Raw genomic sequence first — 21,988 nt, forward strand, 5'->3', positions numbered from 1 at the left:
GAGTTTATGCTTGGCATCGTGAAAGAACCACCACTGAGTTAGAACGAGAGACGGAGCGCGCCATGAACGAGCCATCGACACACAGTTGCTGTCAGCAAAAAAAATCTTGTCATGCAGAGCCTGAAATTTTGAAAGATCCGGTCTGTGGCATGACGGTGCAGAAAGATTCCCCGCTGCATCACGAACACCAAGGCAAAACCTATTACTTTTGCGGCAATCACTGTCTGAAGAAATTTGCGGCAGATCCGCAGGCGTACTTGGGTGATGAGCCGCCAGCGCCGGTGGAAATTCCAGGCGCGCAATACACCTGCCCCATGCATCCTGAAATCGTGCAGGAGGGTTTCGGTACCTGTCCGAAATGCGGCATGGCGCTGGAGCCGATGATGCCGACGGCTGAAGAAGAGAAGAGCCCTGAGCTGATCGATTTCCGCCGCCGCTTCTGGTTCACGCTACCGCTGACGCTCATCGTCACCACGCTGGCGATGTCAGGACACGCAGTCAGCTGGTTTGCAGCAGGCGTGCAGCCTTGGGTGGAGTTGGTCTTGTCCGCGCCCGTTGTGTTGTGGGCAGGGCGCCCTTTCTTTGAGCGAGCGGTGGATTCTCTGCGCCAAGCCAGCCCGAATATGTGGACGCTGATTGCCATCGGCACGGGAGCAGCATTTCTGTACAGCGTGGTGGCCACTATCGCGCCGCAGCTTTTTCCCGACAGCTTTCATCAGCACGGGCAAGTGGGTGTTTATTTCGAGGCGGCGGTGGTCATCATCTCGCTCACGCTGCTGGGGCAGATTCTCGAGCTGAAGGCGCGCTCCGCTACCTCGGCGGCGATTCGTGCGCTGCTCGGTTTGGCACCCAAAACCGCTAGGCGCATCCAAGCCGATGGCAGTGAGCAGGATGTACCTTTGAATGAAGTGCAGCTAGGTGATCGCCTGCGTGTGCGTCCTGGCGAGAAAGTGCCGGTCGATGGCGTGGTGCTAGAGGGCAACAGCGCGGTGGATGAATCCATGTTGACTGGCGAGCCTCTGCCGGTGAGCAAGCAAGTGGGCGATCACCTGATCGGCGCGACGCTGAATACTAGTGGCGCATTGGTGATGCGCGCTGAAAAAGTGGGTGCGCAGACCATGCTCGCGCAAATCGTGCAGTTGGTCGCGCAGGCGCAGCGCTCTAAAGCGCCGCTGCAACGCATGGCGGATGTGGTCGCTGGTTATTTTGTGGTGGCTGTCGTTAGCGTTGCGCTGCTGTCGTTTTTTGCTTGGGGCTTGCTCGTGCCTGAGCAGGGCTGGCTGTACGGTTTTATCAACGCCGTGGCCGTACTCATCATCGCTTGTCCTTGTGCGCTGGGGCTGGCGACGCCGATGTCGATCATGGTGGCAACGGGCCGCGCCGCTTCGCGCGGTATTTTGTTCAAAGATGCGGCGGCGATAGAGCATTTGCGCAGCGTCGATACTTTGATCGTCGATAAAACCGGCACGCTGACAGCAGGTAAACCGACTTTCGATACCGTGATGCCAGCAGAAGGCTACAGTGATACAGCAGTGTTGCAGTTGGCAGCGAGTTTGGATCAAGGCAGTGAGCATCCCTTGGCGGAAGCGTTGGTAGCGGCCGCAAAAGCACGGGGCTTGAAGCTGCACACAGCGAAGCAATTTCTGTCTGGCACTGGTTTGGGCGTCACGGGCGTTGTTGCAGGGCAATCGCTGATATTAGGCAGCGTGGTGTTGATGGAAAAACACGGCGTAGCGATTTCGCAAAGTTTGCACACGGCAGCGGAAACGCTGCGCGCGCGCGGCGCGAGTGTGATGTTTCTCGCGGTGGATGGCGCGTTGGCGGGGCTGCTCGCCGTTTCTGATCCCATCAAAGACACCACGCCAGAAGCATTGCGCGCCTTGCGTACCGCTGGTATTCGCGTGGTGATGGCGACGGGTGACAGCAGCACCACCGCCAAATTTGTGGCACAAACTTTGGGCATCGAAGAAGTACACGGCGAAGTATCACCCGCCGATAAATTGGCCTTGGTCGAACGCTTACAAAAAGCCGGTGCCGTAGTGGCGATGGCGGGCGACGGTATCAACGATGCGCCCGCTTTAGCGCAAGCAGATATCGGCATTGCGATGGGAACAGGCACGGATGTAGCAATGCACAGCGCTGCGGTGACACTGGTAAAAGGCGATCTGCGCGGCATTGCGCAGGCGCGAGAGTTGTCTGCGGCTACCGTGCGCAATATGAAACAAAATTTGTGGTTTGCGCTGTTTTACAACGCGCTCGGTGTGCCGCTTGCCGCCGGTGTGTTGTTTCCGCTCACGGGCTGGTTGTTGTCGCCGATGTTTGCCGCGTTTGCCATGAGTTTGAGTTCGGTATCGGTTATTTCAAATGCGTTGAGATTGCGTCGTGAATAAAAAAACTCTGCGCTTCATTGCGAGCACATTTTCTCTATTGTTGTGTTTTTCTGCTCAAGCAGGCGAGTATCAACTCGATATTCGCAAAGAGCTCGTCAATGTCACGGGTGAGCCGCTGCAGCGATTAACGGTAAATCACACACTGCCTGCACCTGCACTGCATTGGCAAGAAGGCGAAGAAGTCGTGGTGCATGTCACCAATCACATGGATGAGCCGAGCTCTATTCACTGGCATGGTTTGTTAGTACCGCCGTACATGGATGGCGTGAAAGGTTTTGGCGGCTACCCTGGCATCGCGCCAGGAAAAACTTTTACTTATCGCTTCACCGTCAAACAAAACGGTACTTATTGGTATCACGCGCACACCAAAGGGCAGGAGCAGGATGGTTTGTACGGTGCGTTGATTATCCATCCCAAAGAAAAAGAACCTGTCGCAGCAGACCGAGAACTCGTCGTGATGTTTTCTGATTTCAGTCGAGAAACTTCAGATAATATTTTTTCTAATTTGAAAAAAGAATCCGATTACTACAACAAAGCGCGCCGAACAGTAGGTGATTTTGTTGCTGATGTGAAAGAGAAAGGTTTTAAGTTGGCGAGTCAATCCGCGCATGATTGGAACATGATGCGTATGGCGCAGAGTGATTTATCCGATGTCAGCGGCTACGAGTTTTTAGTCAACGGAAAAACAGCGCAGAAAAATTGGACCGGCGTTTTTAAAGCAGGTGAAAAAGTGCGCTTGCGTATGATTAACGCCTCGGCGATGTCTTTTTACGATGTGCGCATTCTGGATACAGAAAACAAACGCTTAAAAATGACCGTGGTGCAGGCAGATGGTCGCAATGTAGAGCCAGTGCCGGTGGATGAGTTTCGCTTTGGTGTGGCAGAAACTTACGATGTGATCGTGCAGCCCACAGAAAACAAAGCCTACACCATCGTGGCGGAGTCAGTAGATCGCAGTGGTTTTGCGCTAGGAACTTTGGCGCCACGAGAAGGCATGAAAGGTGTGCAGCCAACACATCGCCCGCGTGCATTGTTGACAATGGCGGATATGGGTATGAAGCACGACATGAGCAAGATGGATCACAGCAAAATGTCAAAAATAGAAATGCAGGAAATGTTTAAGCAGATGCGCAGCGGTTGGGCGCAAACGGGTGCGCCGAAAGGTGACAAAGTATTGTCTTATGCTGATTTGCGTTACCTCGGCACGCAACACGATGAACGCGAGCGGAGCCGTGAAATTACCGTGGCGCTAGGCGGCAATATGGAGCGTTATATTTGGACGATTAACGGCAAAAAAATGGAAGATGCACCGCCCATTAATTTGCAATACGGCGAGCGTGCAAAACTAACTTTTGTCAATGAAACCATGATGGCGCATCCCATGCATTTGCACGGTATGTTTGTGCAATTAGATAATGGTCAGCCGGCGGGAAAAATGCCAGATAAAACAGTCGTCACTGTTGCACCTGGAAAATCGTATTCCGTTTTAGTGACAGCAGATGCGCCAGGGGAGTGGGCGTTTCATTGTCATCTGTTGTATCACATGCGTGCAGGCATGATGGGAAAAGTGGTGGTGGCAAAGTTGGATGCTGATAAAAAATCGCAGCCATCATTGAAGCCAGTTTCTATGCCATCCACGGAGCATCATCATGCATCACATTAAAAAAATATTGAGTGCGATGTTGTTGGGTATGGCAACAACAACAGCAGTGGCGCACGAACATGAAAACTTTTTTTACGCAACGCATTTAGATGTTGATGCCGGCGTAAACGACAGCGACGACGCTGTACTTAACTGGGATTTAGATGCTTGGTTAGGTAGTGACGAACACAAGTTGCGACTCAGAAGTGAAGGAGAGATGGCGGATAAGCACATCGAGCGCAGTGAAAACTGGCTGTTGTATAGCTATAACCTCGACACTTTTTGGGATGTGCAAACCGGTGTGCGTTATGACAGTAAACCGGAATCCGCCACTTATTTTGCGGCAGGTTTTTCTGGACTTGCGCCGTACTATGTCAACACCGATGTGTTTTTATTGTTGGGTGAGGGCGGCAATGTGGGCCTGAACGCACAAGTGAATAAAGATTTTTTATTCACGCAGCGATTGGTATTGCAGCCTTATGCCGAGCTGAATGCCTCATCACAAGAAAGGGATGATCTGCGTTTGGGTTCAGGGATTAATGATGTGACGCTAGGCTTGCAACTGCGCTATGAAATCACGCGCAAAATTGCACCGTATATTCGATTAGAAACTCGACATTTGTTGGGCGATACAGCGGATATGGCTGATGAAGATGGCGATGACCGCCGTGAAAATACTTTAACGGCCGGTGTGCGTTTATTGTTTTGAGTGGTAAAAGTTAGCAATAAAAAACCCAGCTCGCGCTGGGTTTTTTATGTGCAAGTAACGGATGTAAGTTGTAAAAACCATTAAGGTTTTTCGCTGCCCACAATCCACATGGAAAAGAACTGCGCGCCGCCACCGTAAGCGTGGCCGAGTGCTTTCTTCGCGCCCGGCACTTGGCGTTTGTCTGCCATGCCGCGCACTTGCAGTGCCGCTTCGGCAAAACGAATCATGCCGGATGCGCCGATTGGGTTGGTGGAGAGTACGCCGCCAGAACAGTTCCATGGAATATCGCCACCTTGGTCGAGTGAAGTGGCGCCGCTGTCGGTCAACTTCCAGCCTTCGCCTACATCGCAAAAACCTAAGTTTTCCAACCACATTGGTTCATACCAAGAGAACGGTACATACACTTCTGCCATATCCAAATCTTTGCGCGGATTGGTGATGCCTGCTTGTGAATAGACATCTTTCGCGCAATCGATACCGGCTTGTGGGTTTACTTCTTCGCGCCACGGATACATGGTCGGTTCGGAGCGCATTGCAGTGCCATGCACCCACGCAGGTTTGTTGGGAGATTTTGTGGCGAGTTCTTCGTTGCACAACACCATGGCGCACGCACCATCCGATGAAGGACACACTTCAGAAAAACGCAGCGGCTCCCACAACATGAACGAATCCATGTATTTTTGCAGATCCAAATTTTCTGCTTCTTCGTGCATGTGTGCGTGTGGATTGCGTAATGCGTGTGTGCGATCTTTCAATGCTACTTTACAGCCGATATCCAAAGGCGCTTTGGTGCGATTCATGTATTCGCGAATAATCGGCGCGAAGAAACCACCCGCGCCTGCATTCAAATGCGGCGAAAAAGGTTGTTGTGATGACAAACCCCACATCGCATTCGATTCGGATTGTTTTTCATACGCCAAAGTCAGCACGCGTTTGAACAGTCCGCTTTGAATGTAAGAGGCTGCAACGATTGCGGTTGAGCCACCGACAGAACCTGCAGTGTGCACGCGCAGCATCGGTTTACCTACACAACCTAGTGCATCTGCCAAATACAATTCTGGCATCACCACGCCTTCGAAAAAGTCAGGTGCTTTTCCGATGATCACGGCGTCGATATCAGCCCAAGTGCAGCCTGCATCGTTTAACGCATTGATTGCAGCTTCTCGCACGAGACCTGCCATGGATTTTTTAATTTTTGCTTTGTAGCGTTCGGTCTGGCCGATACCTACGATGGCACAAGGATTACCCATCTTATTTACCCTCCAGTACAGCAACCAAGTTTTGTTGTAAGCAAGCGCCGGATGTTGCGTGTGCAACGCCGCGATTTGCTTCGCCATTCATGATGCGTGTTGCCACAGCACCAATACGATCCAATCCTGCTGACATAAAAATATTGCCAGCGAGCGGGCCGCCTGACGGGTTGATTACTGTGTTGTCATCAAGACCGAGCGCTTCTTTGACGAGCAATTCTTGGTGACTAAACGGTGTGTGCAATTCCGCAATATCCACTTTGCCTTTTTTCACGCCAGCGTGTTCACCAGCAATGCGTGTGGATGTGGATTGCGTGAGATCGCGTGTGCCGAATTGATGTGACTCAATGCGGTGATCGATACCCGTGATGTACGCAGGACGCTTGCCAGAACCCGCGAGCATTTTTTCTGCGATTTCTTTGGTGGCAATAAATATGCACGATGCGCCATCGGTAATTGGCGGGCAATCGTGTTTACGCAGTGGTGAAGACATCATCGGCTCAGCCAATAATTGTTCTACGCTGTAATCACCTTTCAACTGTGCATTTGCGTTTGCTTTTGCGTTTTTACGGCTTTTCGCTACTACTTCTGCCATTTGTTTTTCAGTGAGTTTGTCGGCATCCATCATCGCGCGCGCTTGTAATGCAGCGAGGCTGATTTGATCAGGCCACAGCGGTTGCAAATAATAAGGATCCAATTGCAGCGCCAATACTTCATGCATCGGGCCGTGTGAGCTTTTACCAAAACCGTAAATCAACGCGGTGTTGAAATGTCCGGTTTGAATTTTCAGCCACGCTTCATACAACGCCCATGCTGCATCCATTTCCACATGCGATTCTGAAATGGGTGGCACAGCGCCAACGGCATCCAACGCACCAACGAAAGCGAATGCTGCGCCTCCCAAGTAGTCACAGCTACCAGAGCAAACAAAATCGATTTCTTTGTTGGTAATTTTTAACTGATTTTTTACGCCGTGTACGGCTTCCATCACCAGTTCTACATCATTTTTTGCGCCTGCATCACGCACCATCGGTGTTTGGTGATAGGCAATAATCGCTACTTCACGCATTTTTGTACGCCTCCACTTCTTTTAAGCGCTTGGCTTTCAGTTCTTTAATGTCGATAGGAGCTTCACCTTCAATCGGTTGAAAATATTCAATGTTGTTGAAGCTGTATTCCCATTCACTTTTATCGCGCCACACGGCTTTCACGCGTGTACCGATTTTCACATCTTCGTTTTTGCAACCGGAAATCAAATGAATAAAAGTTTGATCGGTTTCATCGAGCACCAAGTTGGCGACGATAAATGGCGGTTGTACTTTGGAGCCTGGAATCGGCAAATGCACGATGGTGAAAGTGACGACAGTGGCGGTATCTGGCACTGCCACTTCTTCAGTTGTTGGTGTTCCTGTTTCTGCATCAGCACCGCGCGGTGGCACGATCACTTTTCCAGTCACAGAGGAGCGTTGCCCCATCAATTTGCCTTCTTTCAGTGAACGCAAAAAATGCGAAGTGGCGCGACCGGCCGCAAAGCTGTATTGCATGTAGACCGGTGATTCCATGATTTCTACGGGTTTAACTTCAACGGGTTTTTGATCACTCATGATGCTGTCCTCAAGCCGGTTCAAAGCAGTCAATGTCAGTCATAAAGCCACGGCGTTCTGCTGCCCAGCGCACTTTGACTTTCATGCCGGTTTTCATGTTGCTTTCGCTGCCTGCATCCACTTTGTGCAGCATGGCAGTGTCCGCGCCGTCGATTTTGATCAACGCCCAAGCGAAGGGCTGCGTCAAACCGTGTTTAGGATGTGGTTGGCTAATCCAGCTCCAAGTGGTGACGGTGCCGGTAGAAGGCAGATCAACTAACTCGGTCAATTCTTCCGAAGTTTGTGGATCGTATTCCGTCGGCGGGCAGATCACTTTGCCGCCGCTGCCCTTGATGCCGACGATCTTGCCGTCGCGCAGACCGGTAAGAAAAGCCCCGATGACGGGCCCGGTCGAACGGGTGTAGGTAAAGCCGAGTTCAAAGCCGTCGCGCAGTACATCATCGTCGTACTGTTTTCCGGCATGCGTGTTGGCCATGCGTAGTCTCCTAGGGTTAATGAAAAGTTGTGGTGAATGAAAGTTGCGGTTAGTGGAAAAGTGAAAAAAGGAAATCGGTGAGGGCGATAGCGCGCCACGAGTGGCGAATAGCCTAGGCATTCACTGGGTGACTGTCTACTAGAGAATTGTTCGTAGTGCTTGCTATTATGAGTGTGCTTTTAGATGTATATTGAAATATCTATTTAAGTGCATATTGATTAAATGTAAACAAAGGAGAGCTGCATGGAACATTTGTTGACCCACAAAACCGTATCGCTCACGGAACTGCGCGACCCTGCCAAAGTGCTGGAGCAGGCAGGCTCCTCACCCGTCGCAGTGCTCAATCGCAATAAAGTGGTGGGCTATTTCGTACCTGTGGCAGCGGTGGATGATTTGCAATTTGAGCCCGCGGATACAGACGACATTGCTCGCGCACTGGCTGAAACACAGGCTGAAATGCGGCCGGTATTGGATTACCTGAGAGACAAATAAGGAGCGAGGACGATGAAATATCTCAGCGCACAGGATGTGGTGCAAATTCACGATGCTGTTATTGGCTCACACGAGCTGCAGGGTATGGCAGGAGATAAATCGGTCGATGCCGTGATCGCTCGGGTAGAGAACCGCATCCACTATGGAATGATCGAAGATGTGCATGAATTGGCTGCGTGCTATGCAACCTATATTGCTGTTGGACGCACCTTCAATGATGCCAATAAACGCACGGCGTATGCTGCGATGCGTATTTGCTTGCAGATTAACGATGTCAAAACGGATTTGGGTTCAGCCGCAGAAGTGGGCGACATGATCATCCGCGCCGCCCAACGACTCACCGACGAAAAAGAACTGGCGCAGTGGTTGAGGCGGCGGTGTTGAGTTGCCGTGTTTATGGCTCGAACTGTGATTTGCCCTGCGAACGCTTGCGGCGGAGATAAAGCGCCATCTCATCCTCGTTCAGCGTGTCAAACGCTTCCTCTTTAGCTGCGAGGCGTTTGCGCATTTTTTTGCTGCTGTATAAAGCCTCTTTGGAGAAACGGATGTAGTCCATTTCTTTTGCCAGCTGTTCGAGGCTTTCCAACACTTCGATAACCCAAGCGTGTTCAGCAAAACGCACGCGTCCTTCGGCAATCATTTTTTCAATACCGGCCAAATCACCCGCTTGCGCCAGCAGCCGTGCGCGCTCCAACCATTGAGCCGCTTCGATTTCTGCTTGGCGAGCCAATACCAGCGGATCTTTGATTAGCATTTCCCAAGCCTGAGCTGACATCGCGCTCAAGGCGAGCGCTGCATCAGCGACCGTGATGGGCAAGCAGTCTGGCGTGGTGGCGGTAATACCCGCTTGCAGCAGTGTGACGGCAGTTTCGCTCGCCATATTGGCGGGGATTTCCAGCTCGACCAAAGCCCAAGCCTCTGCACCCAGCGCTAAGTCAGGCATCAGAATCAGCGGAAAGCCTTCTCGCTGCTCGACGGGATAATCGTTGAGCAGGGTGATGTTGACGCCAGCGGGAGCCGCCAGTGCCAAACGCATTTGGCGGGCGTAGAGGTTGGAGATGAAGTCGAACTCCTCGGCGAACGGCTCGAACAGGTCGGCAGCAGTGTCGCCGTAGTAGTGATTGCCACCACCGCGCTCGCCCATCTCCACCATCAGGTCTTCATTGAAGTCGCGCCCCAGCCCGTAAGTAGAGGTGGTGACACCGCGTTCAGCGGCCTCAGCGCACAGCGCAGCGATGACCTTGGTATCGGTGGTGACACCCACATTGGCATTGCCATCTGAGAGCAGAATCACGCGCGCCAGCGCAGCGGCTTTGGCGTTGCTCAGCAGGGAGTTACTGCCCGCCAACCAGCCGCCGTGTAAGTTGGTGCTGCCGCCCGATTGAATGTGCGCCAGTGCTTGATGCAGCACTTTACGATCGCCCACCGCTTGCGCGTTGACCAGAGTGTTAACGCGATCATCAAACACGGTGAGTGAAACAACATCGGTCGCCGTGAGTTGATCGACGATGTAGCGCGCACAGCGCAGTGCCTCAATCAGCGGCTCGCCCGACATAGAGCCGGAGCGATCAATCACCAGTGCTAGGTGATAGGGCTTGCGCGATTTTTGCAGCGCGAGATCGGGGTCCGGTGCTTGCACACGCACCAACACAGGCAGCTTTTGGCTCATGCCGGCGATGAGGGCTGGCTTGAGTGGCGTGATCAGGATTTGTGGGGTTTGCTGGCGTTCCATAGAGTCTCCTGTTCGATCGACGCGGGTGTCGATCACAGGACAACTCTACAGAGTGGAAGGCTCATGGCATGAGCCTGCTAGTTTTATCTGTATTTTTAGAGGGTTTTTATGCGTGTTCAGGAGTAGTAAGTAGTCATATCCGCGCCCGCCGCTTCATCCGCAAACCACTGTTTAATCCACGGTGATGATGCGGCGTGGTCCGGATTGTGAAAAGGCAGCAGCGTGCAGGCGAGATCCCACACCATGCCTAGTTTGCTGGTTAGCGGAATCGTTTTCAGAAAACTTTGATCATTCATATTCATCGGCGCGCCCATGTCTTGTGCTGGCACACAGGCATTGCAGCGTTTTTCGATTAACTGAATTACGCTCATCAAGTGTTTGATAACGCGCGGCGCCATGCGCAGACGATACCAATAGCTGCCAACCACATCGTTATAAATATTCAGCGCCGAGCTGCGATGTTCGTATTCTTCCATCAAATGCCACATCAAAAAAGAAGCCATGCGTGTGTCGGATTCTTTGAATAAATGATGGCGGTTGTCGACGACAAATTTGGTCAGTGGTGAGAAGGTTGCTTCAACCACAGCGGCATACGCCAAGTGAAAATCTTGTGATTCCTGTTCGTATAGTTCGTCATACGATTGCATGATTTCTGTCATCACTTGTTTCAGATCAGGGTAGCGTTTGGTCAACATCGCGATATGTGCTTGATGATGGCGTGAATGCTGTCCTTCTTGTTTGCAAAATAAATCAGCTTCTTCTGCGATAGACGGATTTTTTATTTGTGGCATCGCTTGGCGAATCGCTTTGATGAAATAACGCTCAAAGCCAGGTGCGGTTAGGCAAAAAAACAAGCCTGCGTTTCCCCAAGCAGGATTGCCAGGATTCCAATTCCACGGCATGTCATCGGGAAACTGGAAATCAATATGGCGAATTTTCAGTGCGCTAGGCATACAAAACTCCGAATCAGGATTTTGCTGTTGTGCGAAACAGCACCCAAGCAAACAGCGCAAAAGAAATCAGCGGCAGTGTGCCTGGAATATAGAAGCCGTAGACGACAAAACTTTCAAAAGCCGTTTGTGGTTGGATGACGCGATGACCGATAAACAAAGCGGTGAGCCAAGGGCCGATGGCGTTGCAGTATGCGCCGATCAGCAGTGTCCACTTGCCGGTTTTTACGGTTTTCTGTTCGTGTGGCAGCGTGTGCCAGAAGCCGGCGACAGCCAACACCACGATACCGTTGATGATGCCCTCTAAATGCACAAACTTCCAAATGCGATACAGCTCGCTGCTGGTATCCGCCACGGCAGCGGCATAAGAAAAACCAATGCCGCCCAGTAAACCGAGCAATAAAACGATACAGCCGTGCATGGCGAGGCGAGCTTGTGCATTGTTTGCGGTGGTCATGGTTGTGCTCCTTGTTTCGTTGTTTAGTTATTTAGTTGTTGATTGTATCGAGTGAAAACACTTGCCATTGGTTATTAACGCGCATTTCCAGTGGTTGATACTGGCTTTTGTAGCGCATTTTGTCGCAGTTTTTTATCCAATATCCCAAATACAAATAATCCAAACCTTCTAATTTGGCGCGCACAATTTGATTTAATACGGCGAACACGCCCAAGCTGCGTGCGTGTTCGTCAGGGTCAAAAAAAGTGTAAACCGCTGAATAGCCGTTGTCGAAACGATCGCAGACAGAAACAGCGATCAGTCTATTTTTGCTGTAATAAGTGAGATAAAAACTCTCGGGCCATGGCACACCTAAAAAGTTGTCGTACTGCTCGCGTGTGGCGGGGTACATATCGCCGTCTTGATGCCGCGTGTTGATGTATTTTTCATACAGCGCGTAACAGGCATCGCTATTGATGGATGCAATTTGTCGCACATCCAAATCCGTGTTGCGTTTAATACAACGCATTTGATTGCGATTGGGCGCGAACGCTTGTACGGGAATGCGCACAGGAATACAGGCATTGCAGTGCTGGCATTGCGGGCGATAAACATGCTGCCCGCTGCGGCGAAACCCTGCTTCGGCCAAGCGAGAAAACAGAAAGGGTGTGATTCGGATCTCAGGATTGACGAAGGCGGTGCTGGCTTCTTGGCCGTGCAGATAGCTGCATGCGTGTGGCGCGGTGATTAAGAGAGAGATGGATTGGCTGGTCATGCGGGCGATGTTCGCAGTCATCATCAGGGTTCTGTACCATTCTACCCATATCACTTTGAAAGCACAGGAACTCCTTCGATGAAAATTTTGTTGTGTGGTGCGGAATCGCCACTGGGGCGCTCGCTGCTATTTCGTTTAGAGCAGATGCAGTTTCCATTCGTGCTGTTGGATGCGGCAACGCTGGCGACAATTACCGCAACAGAGCTGGATGCATTGCTGCGTAAGAACAAAATCAGCGGCATCGTCAATGTGCAGCATCTACCTTTTGGTGGTGGCGATATTGATCCAGGCACGAGCGAACAGGCTGTGCAATATGCGCGTAATCCTGAGGTATTGGCGTTAGCGGCTGCAACAACGAATTGTTTTTTATTGCAGTTGTCAGATGCGCAGGTCTTTTCTGGTATGCAAGCCAGTAATTATCGTGAAACCGATGAGCCGGATGCACAAAGCACTTATGGTGCGCTGCGTTGGGCGGGCGAGCGAGCGGTAATTGAAACTTGTCCACGCCATTTAATTTTGCGTACGGGTGAACTGTTTAGCAGTATTGGCCAAAATATTCTGACGGATTTGTTGGCGGCTTGGCGCAGGGCTGGAGAGGCAAGAGTATCTGCCCGCTACCGTTTTTCTCCCACATCAGTGCGCGATGCAGCGCGAGTAATTATTGCTGTGTTGCAGCAGTTGAGTTGCGGTATCGAGCCATGGGGTGTTTATCACTACAGCGGCACCGATGCGATCAGCTATTTTGATTTTGCGCGCTTAATCAAACAAATCGTGGAGAAATCAGATTTGGATTTGCAAACCGAGATGCACGATTTGGCAGAAAACCTTCCACCATTATCGTGGGCATTAGATTGCGGAAAAATTCGCAACACTTTTGGCATTAAGCAACACCCTTGGCGTGCGGGTTTAACCAGTGGTGTGCGCCGTGCTTTGACGGTGTTAAATGCAGAAGATAGTGCAACCGCTGTGCGTATCGAAAAAGAAGAAAATGAAGAAGGCGATGTTTGATTGTTTTGTTTTGGTTTTTCAATGGGTTTGTGGCAGAGAGCGATATTGCAACCACAAAAGATAAATACTCCATGCTAAGCCGAGCAGCATCACCATCACTCCGATAGCAAAACTAATTTTTGCCAGTGTGTAACAGCTGGATACAGCATCTAACATTGTCAGAATATTGCCCCAATCGTGATTGGCTTCGGTTGCGCCGCCCACTAAAGGCAGTGCGCGATATTCTGCATCGCGAATATAGGGCGCAACATCCACAAAGCTTTGTCCGCACCACGCGAGCATGATTGAAGCTGCAAAATTATCGTGCTGCTGAAAACTAAATACGCCCAAGCAAATTAACGGCAATAAAATTTGAAAAAGGCTGCCGCCGAGAAACATCATCAATTCGCCCAGCGGTGCGAACAAAACATGGCCAAATTCATGGAAAGCCAAGTTGATGTTGTGCATGAAAGAGCCGCCGATCACTTCCCAATCTATGCCGTGAATAGTGAGCGATCCCCACCACAAGGTGAGCGTGACCAGTAACAGCGCGCGTGCAGAGAGCGTAGTGATGTCTGTGTTTTCTGGTACATAGGTTAATCGTTGCCATACGGAGATGTGATCAACATCGAGTGTTTCTTCCTCCTCAGGTATTGCTTCTTCAAACGCTTTTTCTGTAGCGGGTTTTTGTCGCGCCAGCCATTTTTGATAGGCGATACCACAGGCAGGGCAGATATCACGGTGTACATGATCGTCAGTTGATTTTCTTGTATAGCCACACTTTGGACATTGCATCATGTGTAAACCGTGATGGTTAGGTGTTGTAAATCTTCTGCGCGTGATGAATTACCTATCCATAGGTTGTATTCGCCAACTTCAACAAACCAAGCGCACTGCTTGCTGTTGTAGCGCGCTAACTGTTTTACAGGAATTTCAAAAATAACTGGCGTTTTCTCGTTAGGGGCTAAAGCAATTTTTTGGAAAGCCTGCAAGCGTTTTTTTGCAGAGAGTGCGATGTTTGAGTTTTTGTGGCCAGCGTAACACTGCAAAACTTCTGCGCCTTGTCGATCACTGGTGTTGTGTAGCTCAGCAGTGATTTGAATGGTGTCATCGACGCTGTATTCGCGTTTGTCTGTTTGCGGTGCGATGCATTGAAATCTGCTGTAAGAAAGCCCAAAGCCAAACGCAAAAGCGGGGGTTTGTTGTAAGTGATCGCACAGTGCGTAGCCGTGAAAATAATCGTAATGCGCGGTAGTTGCCCAGCAATCAAAAGCAGGCAGTTGATTTTCATTGGCAGGAATGGTGAATGGCAGCTTTCCTGAGGGATTCACAACGCCAAAAAGAATGTTGGCGAGCGCGTGACCGCCTTTCATGCCGGGGTAGCCTGCAAACAGGATTGCACCTGCTGTGTGTTGCCACTGATCCATCATCACTGCGCTGCCTGCAATAATAGTAACAACTGTATTTTTGTTGGCGTTACAAACGGCAAGAATTAAATTTTCTTGTGCTTCGTTCAAACGCAATGAAGCGCGATCACCGCCACGCGGCACTTTAGGGTTGGCGACAGGTTTGCGATTGGAGGTGAGATTTTCTCCTTCATCTTCGGCGTGATAGCCCGCAACCAACAGTACGGCTTCCGCTCGGCGCGCGACATCGGCCGCTTGTGAAGCATCTTTTCCGTCATGAAAAACCAGCGTGATTTTTTCGTCAGCGCGTTCGCGCAGGCCATCCAAAATCGTCGTGACTTCGGGTGGCGATACGCGGCTGCTGCCGTGGTCGCCAAGGCAGGGTGTATGCGCCAGCTCGCCAATCACGGCAATGGTTTTTTCTTTTAGTTGATCTGCTTGCCACGGCAGTACATTGTTATTTTGCAAAAGCACGATGGATTGCTCGGCAGCGCGTTGCGCCAGCTCGCGATGTGCATCACAAGCAATAACAGCGCGATCAAGTTTTTCCTGTGGCAAATGCGTCAGCCAGCGTAATTTAGCCGTGAGAATGCGTCGCACGCTGGCATCAACTTTTTCGATAGAGACAGCGCCATTATTAACGGCTTTTACGAGTCGTTTGCCATAAAAATGTGCGCGCGGCATTTCAATATCCATGCCGGTGTTGGCAGGTTTTTCTGTTTCGTAAATGCCCCACAGCCAATCTGAGGAAACAAAGCCATCAAACTGCCACTGCTCGCGCAAAATGTTGTGCAGCAAGTCGTGGCTATGCCCGCAGTATTCGCCGTTAATTTTGTTGTAAGCGCTCATCAAAGAATCAACGCCAGCATCTACCAGTGATTTGAAATGCGGCAGATAGATTTCGTGTAGCGTTTGTTCGTCAATCACAACATCCAGATAAAAACGCGAGTTTTCGATGCTGTTCACGGCAAAGTGTTTTGCGCAAACCATCATGCCCTGTGATTGCACGCCACGCATCAAAGCTGTACCCATCGCGTCGAGGTGAAAACTGTCTTCGCCGTAAGTTTCTTGTGCGCGCCCCCAGGCGGGGTGGCGCAATAAATTAACGCATAAGCCAGCAAAATAATTAGCGCCGCTAGCACGCGCTTCTCGCCCAATCGCTGCGCCAATTTCTTGTTCTAAAGCAGTATCAAAACTGGCGCCACGCGTCATGGCAGCAGGAAAACAAGTGGCATTGCCGATTACAACACCGCGCGGTCCGTCGGTAAAAGAAAGCGGCGGGATGTGTAATCGAGCGTTTTCTCCTGAATACATATTGGGGAAGCGTTTGAGTAAAAAAACAAAAAAGCCCAATTTCAGTAGAGAAAAGTTGCCGCCATCGCCAGACATCTGCGCAATTTTTTCTGGCAGAGACATTTCACGCAATAATTTTTCAACAGTTTGTTCGATTTGTTGTGGTGTCATCTGACGCGGCCAATGCGCCGCGTACGCGTCTAAATCTGTGCGAGCAAACAGTGAACGAACCATTTGCCACCAGCGCATCAGAATTTTCGCTCGATGATGTAATGCGCCAACTCGCGCAGATGTTCTGCTTTATCGCCAAAAATGGATAAAGCCGAAATCGCTTCTTGATAAAGCGCTTGTGCGTGCTGCTTGGCTTGCTCAAGACCGAGCAGGCCAGGGTAGGTGGATTTATTCAGCGCAAGATCTGCACCTTGTTGTTTGCCGAGTTGTTCGGTGCTGCTTTCAATATCGAGAATATCGTCTTGTACTTGAAATGCGAGGCCGATGGCATTGGCGTAAGTATTTAATGCATCCAATTGTTCGTTGTTTGCACCAACGGATAATGCGCCACAGCGCACGCTGGCGCGAATCAATGCGCCTGTTTTATGTTGATGCAGTGCTTTTAATTCTTCTAATGTGATTTGACGGTTTTCTGCGGCTAAATCCATCGCTTGACCTGCCACCATGCCTGCTGCGCCAGAGGCTTGTGCCAGTGTTTGTATCAACGCACAACGCACTTCAGCCGATAAATTGGCGCTGGCTAAACATTCAAACGCGAGTGTTTGCAGTGCATCACCGGCGAGTATGGCGGTGGCTTCATCAAAAGCGATATGACAAGTCGCCTGCCCGCGACGCAATGCATCATCGTCCATCGACGGTAAATCGTCGTGTACTAAAGAGTAAGCGTGAATACACTCCAACGCGCAGGCGATGTTGTCAGTGAAATGTGGCGCGTCGCCAACAATGCTTTGCGCTGCCGCATAAACCAGCGTGGCGCGCACGCGTTTGCCGCCGTTCAGTGCGCTGTAGCGCATGGCCTGTTTGAGTAGCAGAGCGGGTTCTGTTGCAGAGGGGAGTGAGTGGTCGAGCGCAGTGGTGACGCGCTGCTGGCAGTGTTGTAAAAACTGCTGGAAAGAAGTTGTTGTCATCGTGTGAAAATTAATTGTCGAATGGTTCGCTTTTCAACGAACCATTTTTTTCAATCAATAATTGCACTTTTTGTTCAGCGGCAGACAGCGTTTCTTGGCAATGCCGCGTTAATTTGATGCCGTCTTCAAAAACTTTCAGAGATTCTTCGAGGCTGAGTTCACCTTTTTCTAAACTTTCTACCAGCAGCTCTAATTTTTCGAGCGCGCTTTCAAGATTTAACTCCTCGTCATTTTTTTTCTTGCCGGCCATGGTTTTTCTCAGCTTGAGAGCAGATCAAGGTTCAAACGGTCGATAATATCCAGTGCTTTGCCGCCACCTTTTGCCACACAAGACAGTGGGTCTTCTGCGACGATGACAGGCAAGCCTGTTTCTTCCATCAATAGTTTGTCGATGTCGCGCAGCAGTGCACCGCCACCGGTCAACACGATGCCGTTTTCTGCAATATCCGACGCCAATTCAGGTGGTGATTGTTCGAGTGCTGCTTTCACCGCTTGCACGATACCTTGCAGCGGTTCTTGCAGTGCATCCAAAATGCCGTCGCTACTCAAAGTGAATTGACGCGGCACGCCTTCAGCTAAATTGCGACCGCGCACATCAATTTCACGCACTTCATTGCTGGCAAAAGCGCAACCGATTTCTTGTTTGATGCGCTCAGCGGTGGCGTCACCAATCACAATGCCGTAATTGCGGCGCACATAAGTGATGATGGCTTCGTCAAAGCGATCACCGCCAATACGCACGGAATCGGCATAGACCACGCCATTCAAAGAAATGATGGCGATTTCTGTGGTGCCGCCGCCGATATCGACCACCATGCAGCCATTGGCTTCGCCAACATTGAGGCCTGCACCGATAGCAGCGGCCATTGGTTCATCAATCAAGCGCACTTCGCGCGCACCGGCGCCGAGTGCCGATTCACGAATCGCGCGTTTTTCGACTTCAGTGGCTTTGCATGGTACGCCGATCAATACGCGTGGGCTGGGCTTCATAAAACTGTTTTCGTGTACTTTTTTGATGAAGTGCTGCAGCATTTTTTCGGTGATTTGAAAGTCAGCAATGACGCCGTCTTTCAGTGGACGAATAGCCGTGATGTTGCCCGGTGTTCTGCCCAACATGCGTTTGGCTTCTAAGCCTACGGCTTCAACACTTTTTTGGCCGTTGTGATGGCGGATGGCGACCACGGAGGGCTCGTCGAGCACAATGCCGCGGCCGCGTGCATAAATGATGGTGTTGGCTGTGCCGAGGTCGATCGACAAGTCGGTAGAAAACATTCCACGAAATTTGTTGAGCATGGGTATCCCTGGTGAGGTGCGCGACTGAGTGCCGCAGTAAGGCGCGCAACTCTAGCAATGACGAGGGCTTTGGGCAAGGTGAAAGGCGCATTTATCACGGATTTATCCGGTGAAATATGGTATTTTGCCGACCCTTCGCGGCTACCCGTCTTGGGGTGCTTGCCGCCCAATTTTGAACCCGTATTTGGAGTATCTCGATGGTCTTTGAACGCCAACAGGTCGAGCAGCTGGCGAAGCTGGCGCGTCTCGGGCTGGATGATGCCGTGCTGGCTCGCACCACGCAGAGCTTGGGCGATGTGTTGACGCTCATCGATCAACTGCAAGCGGCGGATACCACGGGCGTGGAGCCGATGTCTCACCCGCTGGATGCCGTGCAACGCCTGCGTGCCGATGTGGTGAGCGAGCCAGATCAACGCGCTGCGTTGCAAGCTATCGCGCCTGCAGTGGCTGACGGTTTGTTCCTCGTGCCGAAAGTGATTGAGTGAGGCGAGCACGATGACAGCAATCCACAACCTCACCGTGGCGCAAATTGCGCAAGCTCTGGCAGAGAAACAATTTTCCAGCCACGAAGCGACGCAACATTTTTTAGATCGCATTGCGCAACACGATAAAAACTACAACAGCTTTATCACCGTTACCGCTGAAAAGGCACTGGCGGAAGCGGATGCTGCGGATGCACGCCGCGCCGCAGGTAACGCTGCATTTTTAACGGGCGTGCCATTTGCGCACAAAGATATTTTTTGTACACAAGGCGTGCGCACCAGTTGCGGTTCGCGCATGCTCGATAACTTTATTTCGCCTTACGATGCAACGGTGGTGGCGAAATATCGCGAGCAAGGTTTGGTGATGTTGGGTAAAACCAACATGGATGAGTTTGCGATGGGTTCATCCAACGAAACCAGTTTTTACGGCGCAGTAAAAAATCCTTGGGATGTGCAGTGCGTGCCTGGTGGTTCATCGGGTGGCAGTGCTGCCTGTGTTGCTGCGCGTTTAGCACCTGCTGCAACGGCAACGGATACCGGCGGTTCGATTCGTCAGCCCGCTGCGTTGTGCGGTATTACCGGTTTGAAACCTACTTACGGCCGCGTTTCGCGCTGGGGCATGATTGCGTTTGCCTCCAGTTTGGATCAAGCGGGGCCGATGGCGCGCACGGCGGAAGATGTCGCCTTGTTGCTCGGTGCGATGTCCGGTTTTGATGCAAAAGATTCCACTTGTTTGGATCGTGAAGTGCCGGATTACTGCGCGAGCTTAAACAACGATTTGCGTGGCTTAAAAATCGGCGTACCAAAAGAATATTTTGGCGAAGGATTGAATGCGCAAACGGCCGAGTGTGTGCAAGCGGCGCTGCGTGAATATGAAAAACTAGGCGCAACATTGGTGGAAATTTCTCTGCCGCATTCGCATCTCGCTGTGCCTGCTTACTATGTCATCGCGCCAGCAGAGTGTTCGGCCAACTTGTCGCGTTTTGATGGCGTGCGTTATGGTTATCGCTGTGAAAATCCACAAGACCTTGCTGATTTGTATTGCCGTTCGAGAGCCGAAGGTTTTGGCGAAGAAGTGAAGCGCAGAATTTTGGTTGGTACTTATGTGTTGTCTGCTGGTTTTTACGATGCCTACTATCGCAAAGCGCAACAGGCGCGCCGTTTAATCCAGCAAGATTTTGTTGATGCCTTCAAACAGGTGGATGTGATTATGGGGCCGACTTCGCCATCGCCCGCATTCCAATTTGGCTCAAAAGGTAGCGATCCTGTTGCGATGTATTTGGAAGATATTTACACCATCGCCACCAATTTGGCGGGCTTGCCTGGTATGTCGCTGCCTTGCGGTTTGGTGGATGCAAAGCCCGTCGGTTTACAAATCATTGGCAATTATTTTGATGAAGCGCGTATGCTCAATGTCGCGCATCGTTTCCAACAAGTGACGGACTGGCACACGCAACAGCCAGCGGGAGTTGCCGCATGAGTTGGGAAACGGTTATCGGTTTAGAAATCCATGTGCAGCTCGCCACGAAAACCAAAATTTTTTCTGGCAGCTCTACGGCCTTTGGCGCAGAACCCAACACGCAAGCTTGCGCGATTGATTTAGCGCTACCCGGTACGCTGCCAGTGTTAAATGAAGAAGCTGTGCGTATGGCAGTGATGTTTGGTCTGGCGATTGATGCAGAAATTCCGCATCGCTCGGTATTTGAACGCAAAAATTATTTTTATCCTGATTTGCCGAAAGGCTATCAAACCACACAGTTGGCTGAGCCGATTGTGGGTGCGGGGCATGTGGATGTCACACTGTCAGACGGCAGTGTCAAACGCGTACGCATTCACCACGCACATTTGGAAGAAGATGCTGGTAAATCACTGCATGAAGATTATGCAGGCATGAGTGGTATTGATTTGAATCGCGCGGGTACGCCGCTGATTGAAATCGTCACCGAGCCGGATATGCGCAATGCAGAAGAGGCGGTGGCGTTTGCAAAAAAATTGCACAGCATTGTCACCACTTTGGGTATTTGTGACGGTGAGATGTCGCAAGGCTCCATGCGCTTTGATGTCAATATTTCGGTGCGCAAGCTGGGTGCTGCTTTGGGTACGCGTACTGAAACCAAAAACCTCAATTCTTTCCGTTTTATGGAAGATGCGATTCGTTATGAAGTTGAACGCCAAATCGAGTTGATCGAAGACGGCGGCAAAGTTATCCAAGAAACGCGTTTGTATAACGGCGATACCAAAACAGGGCGCTCGATGCGTAGCAAAGAAGAAGCGAATGACTACCGCTATTTCCCTTGCCCTGATTTGTTGCCGGTAGTGTTGGATGATGTCTACATCAATACGCTACGCACGGCATTGCCTGAGCTGCCTGACGCGAAGCAGCAACGCTTTGTGCAGCAGTATGGTTTGTCTGATTATGATGCAGGTCAGTTGAGTGCCGAGCGCGTCACGGCCGATTTTTATGAGCAAACTGTTGCTGCTTGCGGCGATGCTAAATTGTCCGCCAACTGGGTGATGGTGGAGTTGATGGCCGTGCTCAACAAAAATAGTTTGAGTTTGGCACAGAGCCCTGTGTCTGCTGCGCAGTTGGGTGGTTTGATTGCGCGCATCAAAGACGGCACGATTTCCGGAAAAATTGCCAAGCAAGTGTTTGAGTTGTTGTGGAATAGCGGCGGCACTGCTGACGAAATCATCGAGCGTGAAGGTTTGAAGCAAGTTTCAGACAGCGGGGCGATTGAAAAGATTGTTGATGACATCATCGCTAACAATCCGCTGCAAGTGGAAAACTATCGCGGTGCTGCCGAAGATAAGCGCCCGAAAATGTTGGGCTTCTTTGTCGGGCAGGTGATGAAAGTGTCGCAAGGCAAAGCCAATCCGCAACAAGTGAATGAAATTCTTTTGAAAAAGCTGCAAGGCTGAGAGGCAGTAGTGCA

22 protein-coding genes are annotated in these 21,988 nt (G+C 50.9%); 9 read left to right on the forward strand and 13 right to left on the reverse strand.

Annotated features, from left to right (window positions below):
* The first annotated feature begins 62 nt into the window (after positions 1 to 62).
* Genes R3E63_07725 through R3E63_07735 form a run of 3 tightly spaced genes read left to right on the forward strand, consistent with a single transcriptional unit; the run spans position 63 to position 4,741 of the window.
* Positions 63 to 2,390, forward strand: a complete 2,328-nt coding sequence (locus tag R3E63_07725; protein ID MEZ5539823.1) for a heavy metal translocating P-type ATPase — start codon at positions 63 to 65, stop codon at positions 2,388 to 2,390.
* Positions 2,383 to 4,053 (forward strand): multicopper oxidase domain-containing protein, encoded by a 1,671-nt coding sequence (locus R3E63_07730; GenBank protein ID MEZ5539824.1) that lies wholly within the window; start codon positions 2,383 to 2,385, stop codon positions 4,051 to 4,053. The genes R3E63_07725 and R3E63_07730 overlap by 8 nt, the downstream gene beginning before the upstream one ends.
* On the forward strand, positions 4,040 to 4,741 hold the full coding sequence (locus R3E63_07735; protein ID MEZ5539825.1) for a copper resistance protein B: 702 nt from the start codon (positions 4,040 to 4,042) through the stop codon (positions 4,739 to 4,741). Before R3E63_07730 ends, R3E63_07735 begins: the two co-directional genes overlap by 14 nt.
* An 80-nt stretch (positions 4,742 to 4,821) precedes the next feature.
* Here the strand turns inward: R3E63_07735 and R3E63_07740 are convergent, their stop codons facing one another.
* The 4 genes from R3E63_07740 to R3E63_07755 are packed head-to-tail and all read right to left on the reverse strand — an operon-like array spanning position 4,822 to position 8,070.
* A complete protein-coding gene (locus R3E63_07740; protein ID MEZ5539826.1) occupies positions 4,822 to 6,078 on the reverse strand; it encodes a thiolase domain-containing protein in 1,257 nt (418 codons plus the stop codon).
* Positions 5,993 to 7,060, reverse strand: coding sequence for a thiolase domain-containing protein (locus R3E63_07745; GenBank protein ID MEZ5539827.1), 1,068 nt, complete (start codon positions 7,058 to 7,060; stop codon positions 5,993 to 5,995). The genes R3E63_07740 and R3E63_07745 overlap by 86 nt, the downstream gene beginning before the upstream one ends.
* Positions 7,053 to 7,595, reverse strand: a complete 543-nt coding sequence (locus R3E63_07750; GenBank protein ID MEZ5539828.1) for a Zn-ribbon domain-containing OB-fold protein — start codon at positions 7,593 to 7,595, stop codon at positions 7,053 to 7,055. Before R3E63_07750 ends, R3E63_07745 begins: the two co-directional genes overlap by 8 nt.
* Positions 7,596 to 7,605: 10 nt before the next feature.
* Positions 7,606 to 8,070, reverse strand: a complete 465-nt coding sequence (locus R3E63_07755) for an OB-fold domain-containing protein (protein MEZ5539829.1) — start codon at positions 8,068 to 8,070, stop codon at positions 7,606 to 7,608.
* 243 nt (positions 8,071 to 8,313) lie between these two features.
* Here R3E63_07755 and R3E63_07760 point away from each other — a divergent pair, with 243 nt between their 5' ends.
* Together R3E63_07760 and R3E63_07765 are read left to right on the forward strand one after the other, a co-directional pair.
* Positions 8,314 to 8,562: a hypothetical protein gene (locus R3E63_07760; protein ID MEZ5539830.1), complete on the forward strand. Its 249-nt coding sequence runs from the start codon at positions 8,314 to 8,316 to the stop codon at positions 8,560 to 8,562.
* A 12-nt stretch (positions 8,563 to 8,574) separates the two neighbouring features.
* Complete coding sequence (locus tag R3E63_07765; GenBank protein MEZ5539831.1) at positions 8,575 to 8,946, forward strand: type II toxin-antitoxin system death-on-curing family toxin; 372 nt, start codon at positions 8,575 to 8,577, stop codon at positions 8,944 to 8,946.
* A gap of 10 nt (positions 8,947 to 8,956) precedes the next feature.
* Here R3E63_07765 and R3E63_07770 read toward each other — a convergent pair whose 3' ends face one another.
* The 4 genes from R3E63_07770 to R3E63_07785 all read right to left on the reverse strand — a co-directional run bounded on the left by R3E63_07770 (position 8,957) and on the right by R3E63_07785 (position 12,479).
* On the reverse strand, positions 8,957 to 10,294 hold the full coding sequence (locus tag R3E63_07770) for a VWA domain-containing protein (protein MEZ5539832.1): 1,338 nt from the start codon (positions 10,292 to 10,294) through the stop codon (positions 8,957 to 8,959).
* Between the two features lie 116 nt (positions 10,295 to 10,410).
* Positions 10,411 to 11,247 carry a metal-dependent hydrolase gene (locus R3E63_07775; GenBank protein MEZ5539833.1) on the reverse strand — a complete coding sequence of 279 codons (837 nt, stop codon included), beginning with the start codon at positions 11,245 to 11,247 and terminating at the stop codon, positions 10,411 to 10,413.
* A 13-nt stretch (positions 11,248 to 11,260) separates the two neighbouring features.
* A complete protein-coding gene (locus tag R3E63_07780; protein MEZ5539834.1) occupies positions 11,261 to 11,701 on the reverse strand; it encodes a hypothetical protein in 441 nt (146 codons plus the stop codon).
* 31 nt (positions 11,702 to 11,732) lie between these two features.
* The gene (locus R3E63_07785; protein MEZ5539835.1) at positions 11,733 to 12,479 is read right to left on the reverse strand and encodes an arginyltransferase; all 747 of its coding nucleotides are present in this window, start codon (positions 12,477 to 12,479) and stop codon (positions 11,733 to 11,735) included.
* Positions 12,480 to 12,533: 54 nt separating this feature from the next.
* Here R3E63_07785 and R3E63_07790 point away from each other — a divergent pair, with 54 nt between their 5' ends.
* The gene (locus tag R3E63_07790) at positions 12,534 to 13,463 is read left to right on the forward strand and encodes a sugar nucleotide-binding protein (GenBank protein ID MEZ5539836.1); all 930 of its coding nucleotides are present in this window, start codon (positions 12,534 to 12,536) and stop codon (positions 13,461 to 13,463) included.
* An 18-nt stretch (positions 13,464 to 13,481) separates the two neighbouring features.
* Here the strand turns inward: R3E63_07790 and R3E63_07795 are convergent, their stop codons facing one another.
* From R3E63_07795 to R3E63_07815, 5 genes are read right to left on the reverse strand one after another with little or no spacing between them, the layout of a single operon-like run.
* Positions 13,482 to 14,240, reverse strand: coding sequence for a zinc ribbon domain-containing protein (locus R3E63_07795; protein ID MEZ5539837.1), 759 nt, complete (start codon positions 14,238 to 14,240; stop codon positions 13,482 to 13,484).
* On the reverse strand, positions 14,237 to 16,390 hold the full coding sequence (locus R3E63_07800) for a glycoside hydrolase family 3 C-terminal domain-containing protein (GenBank protein MEZ5539838.1): 2,154 nt from the start codon (positions 16,388 to 16,390) through the stop codon (positions 14,237 to 14,239). The genes R3E63_07795 and R3E63_07800 overlap by 4 nt, the downstream gene beginning before the upstream one ends.
* Positions 16,390 to 17,280 (reverse strand): (2E,6E)-farnesyl diphosphate synthase, encoded by an 891-nt coding sequence (ispA, locus tag R3E63_07805; GenBank protein MEZ5539839.1) that lies wholly within the window; start codon positions 17,278 to 17,280, stop codon positions 16,390 to 16,392. Before ispA ends, R3E63_07800 begins: the two co-directional genes overlap by 1 nt.
* Positions 17,281 to 17,290: 10 nt before the next feature.
* Complete coding sequence (locus tag R3E63_07810) at positions 17,291 to 17,530, reverse strand: exodeoxyribonuclease VII small subunit (GenBank protein MEZ5539840.1); 240 nt, start codon at positions 17,528 to 17,530, stop codon at positions 17,291 to 17,293.
* Between the two features lie 8 nt (positions 17,531 to 17,538).
* A complete protein-coding gene (locus tag R3E63_07815; protein MEZ5539841.1) occupies positions 17,539 to 18,573 on the reverse strand; it encodes a rod shape-determining protein in 1,035 nt (344 codons plus the stop codon).
* A 197-nt stretch (positions 18,574 to 18,770) separates the two neighbouring features.
* Between R3E63_07815 and gatC the strand changes: the two genes are divergently transcribed.
* Genes gatC through gatB form a run of 3 tightly spaced genes read left to right on the forward strand, consistent with a single transcriptional unit; the run spans position 18,771 to position 21,974 of the window.
* Positions 18,771 to 19,058: an Asp-tRNA(Asn)/Glu-tRNA(Gln) amidotransferase subunit GatC gene (gatC, locus tag R3E63_07820; protein MEZ5539842.1), complete on the forward strand. Its 288-nt coding sequence runs from the start codon at positions 18,771 to 18,773 to the stop codon at positions 19,056 to 19,058.
* A 19-nt stretch (positions 19,059 to 19,077) separates the two neighbouring features.
* Complete coding sequence (gene gatA, locus R3E63_07825) at positions 19,078 to 20,535, forward strand: Asp-tRNA(Asn)/Glu-tRNA(Gln) amidotransferase subunit GatA (GenBank protein MEZ5539843.1); 1,458 nt, start codon at positions 19,078 to 19,080, stop codon at positions 20,533 to 20,535.
* Positions 20,532 to 21,974 carry an Asp-tRNA(Asn)/Glu-tRNA(Gln) amidotransferase subunit GatB gene (gene gatB, locus R3E63_07830; GenBank protein ID MEZ5539844.1) on the forward strand — a complete coding sequence of 481 codons (1,443 nt, stop codon included), beginning with the start codon at positions 20,532 to 20,534 and terminating at the stop codon, positions 21,972 to 21,974. The genes gatA and gatB overlap by 4 nt, the downstream gene beginning before the upstream one ends.
* Positions 21,975 to 21,988: the final 14 nt, after the last annotated feature.

This window comes from Pseudomonadales bacterium (assembly GCA_041395665.1).
In the GTDB taxonomy this organism is placed as follows: domain Bacteria; phylum Pseudomonadota; class Gammaproteobacteria; order Pseudomonadales; family UBA7239; genus UBA7239.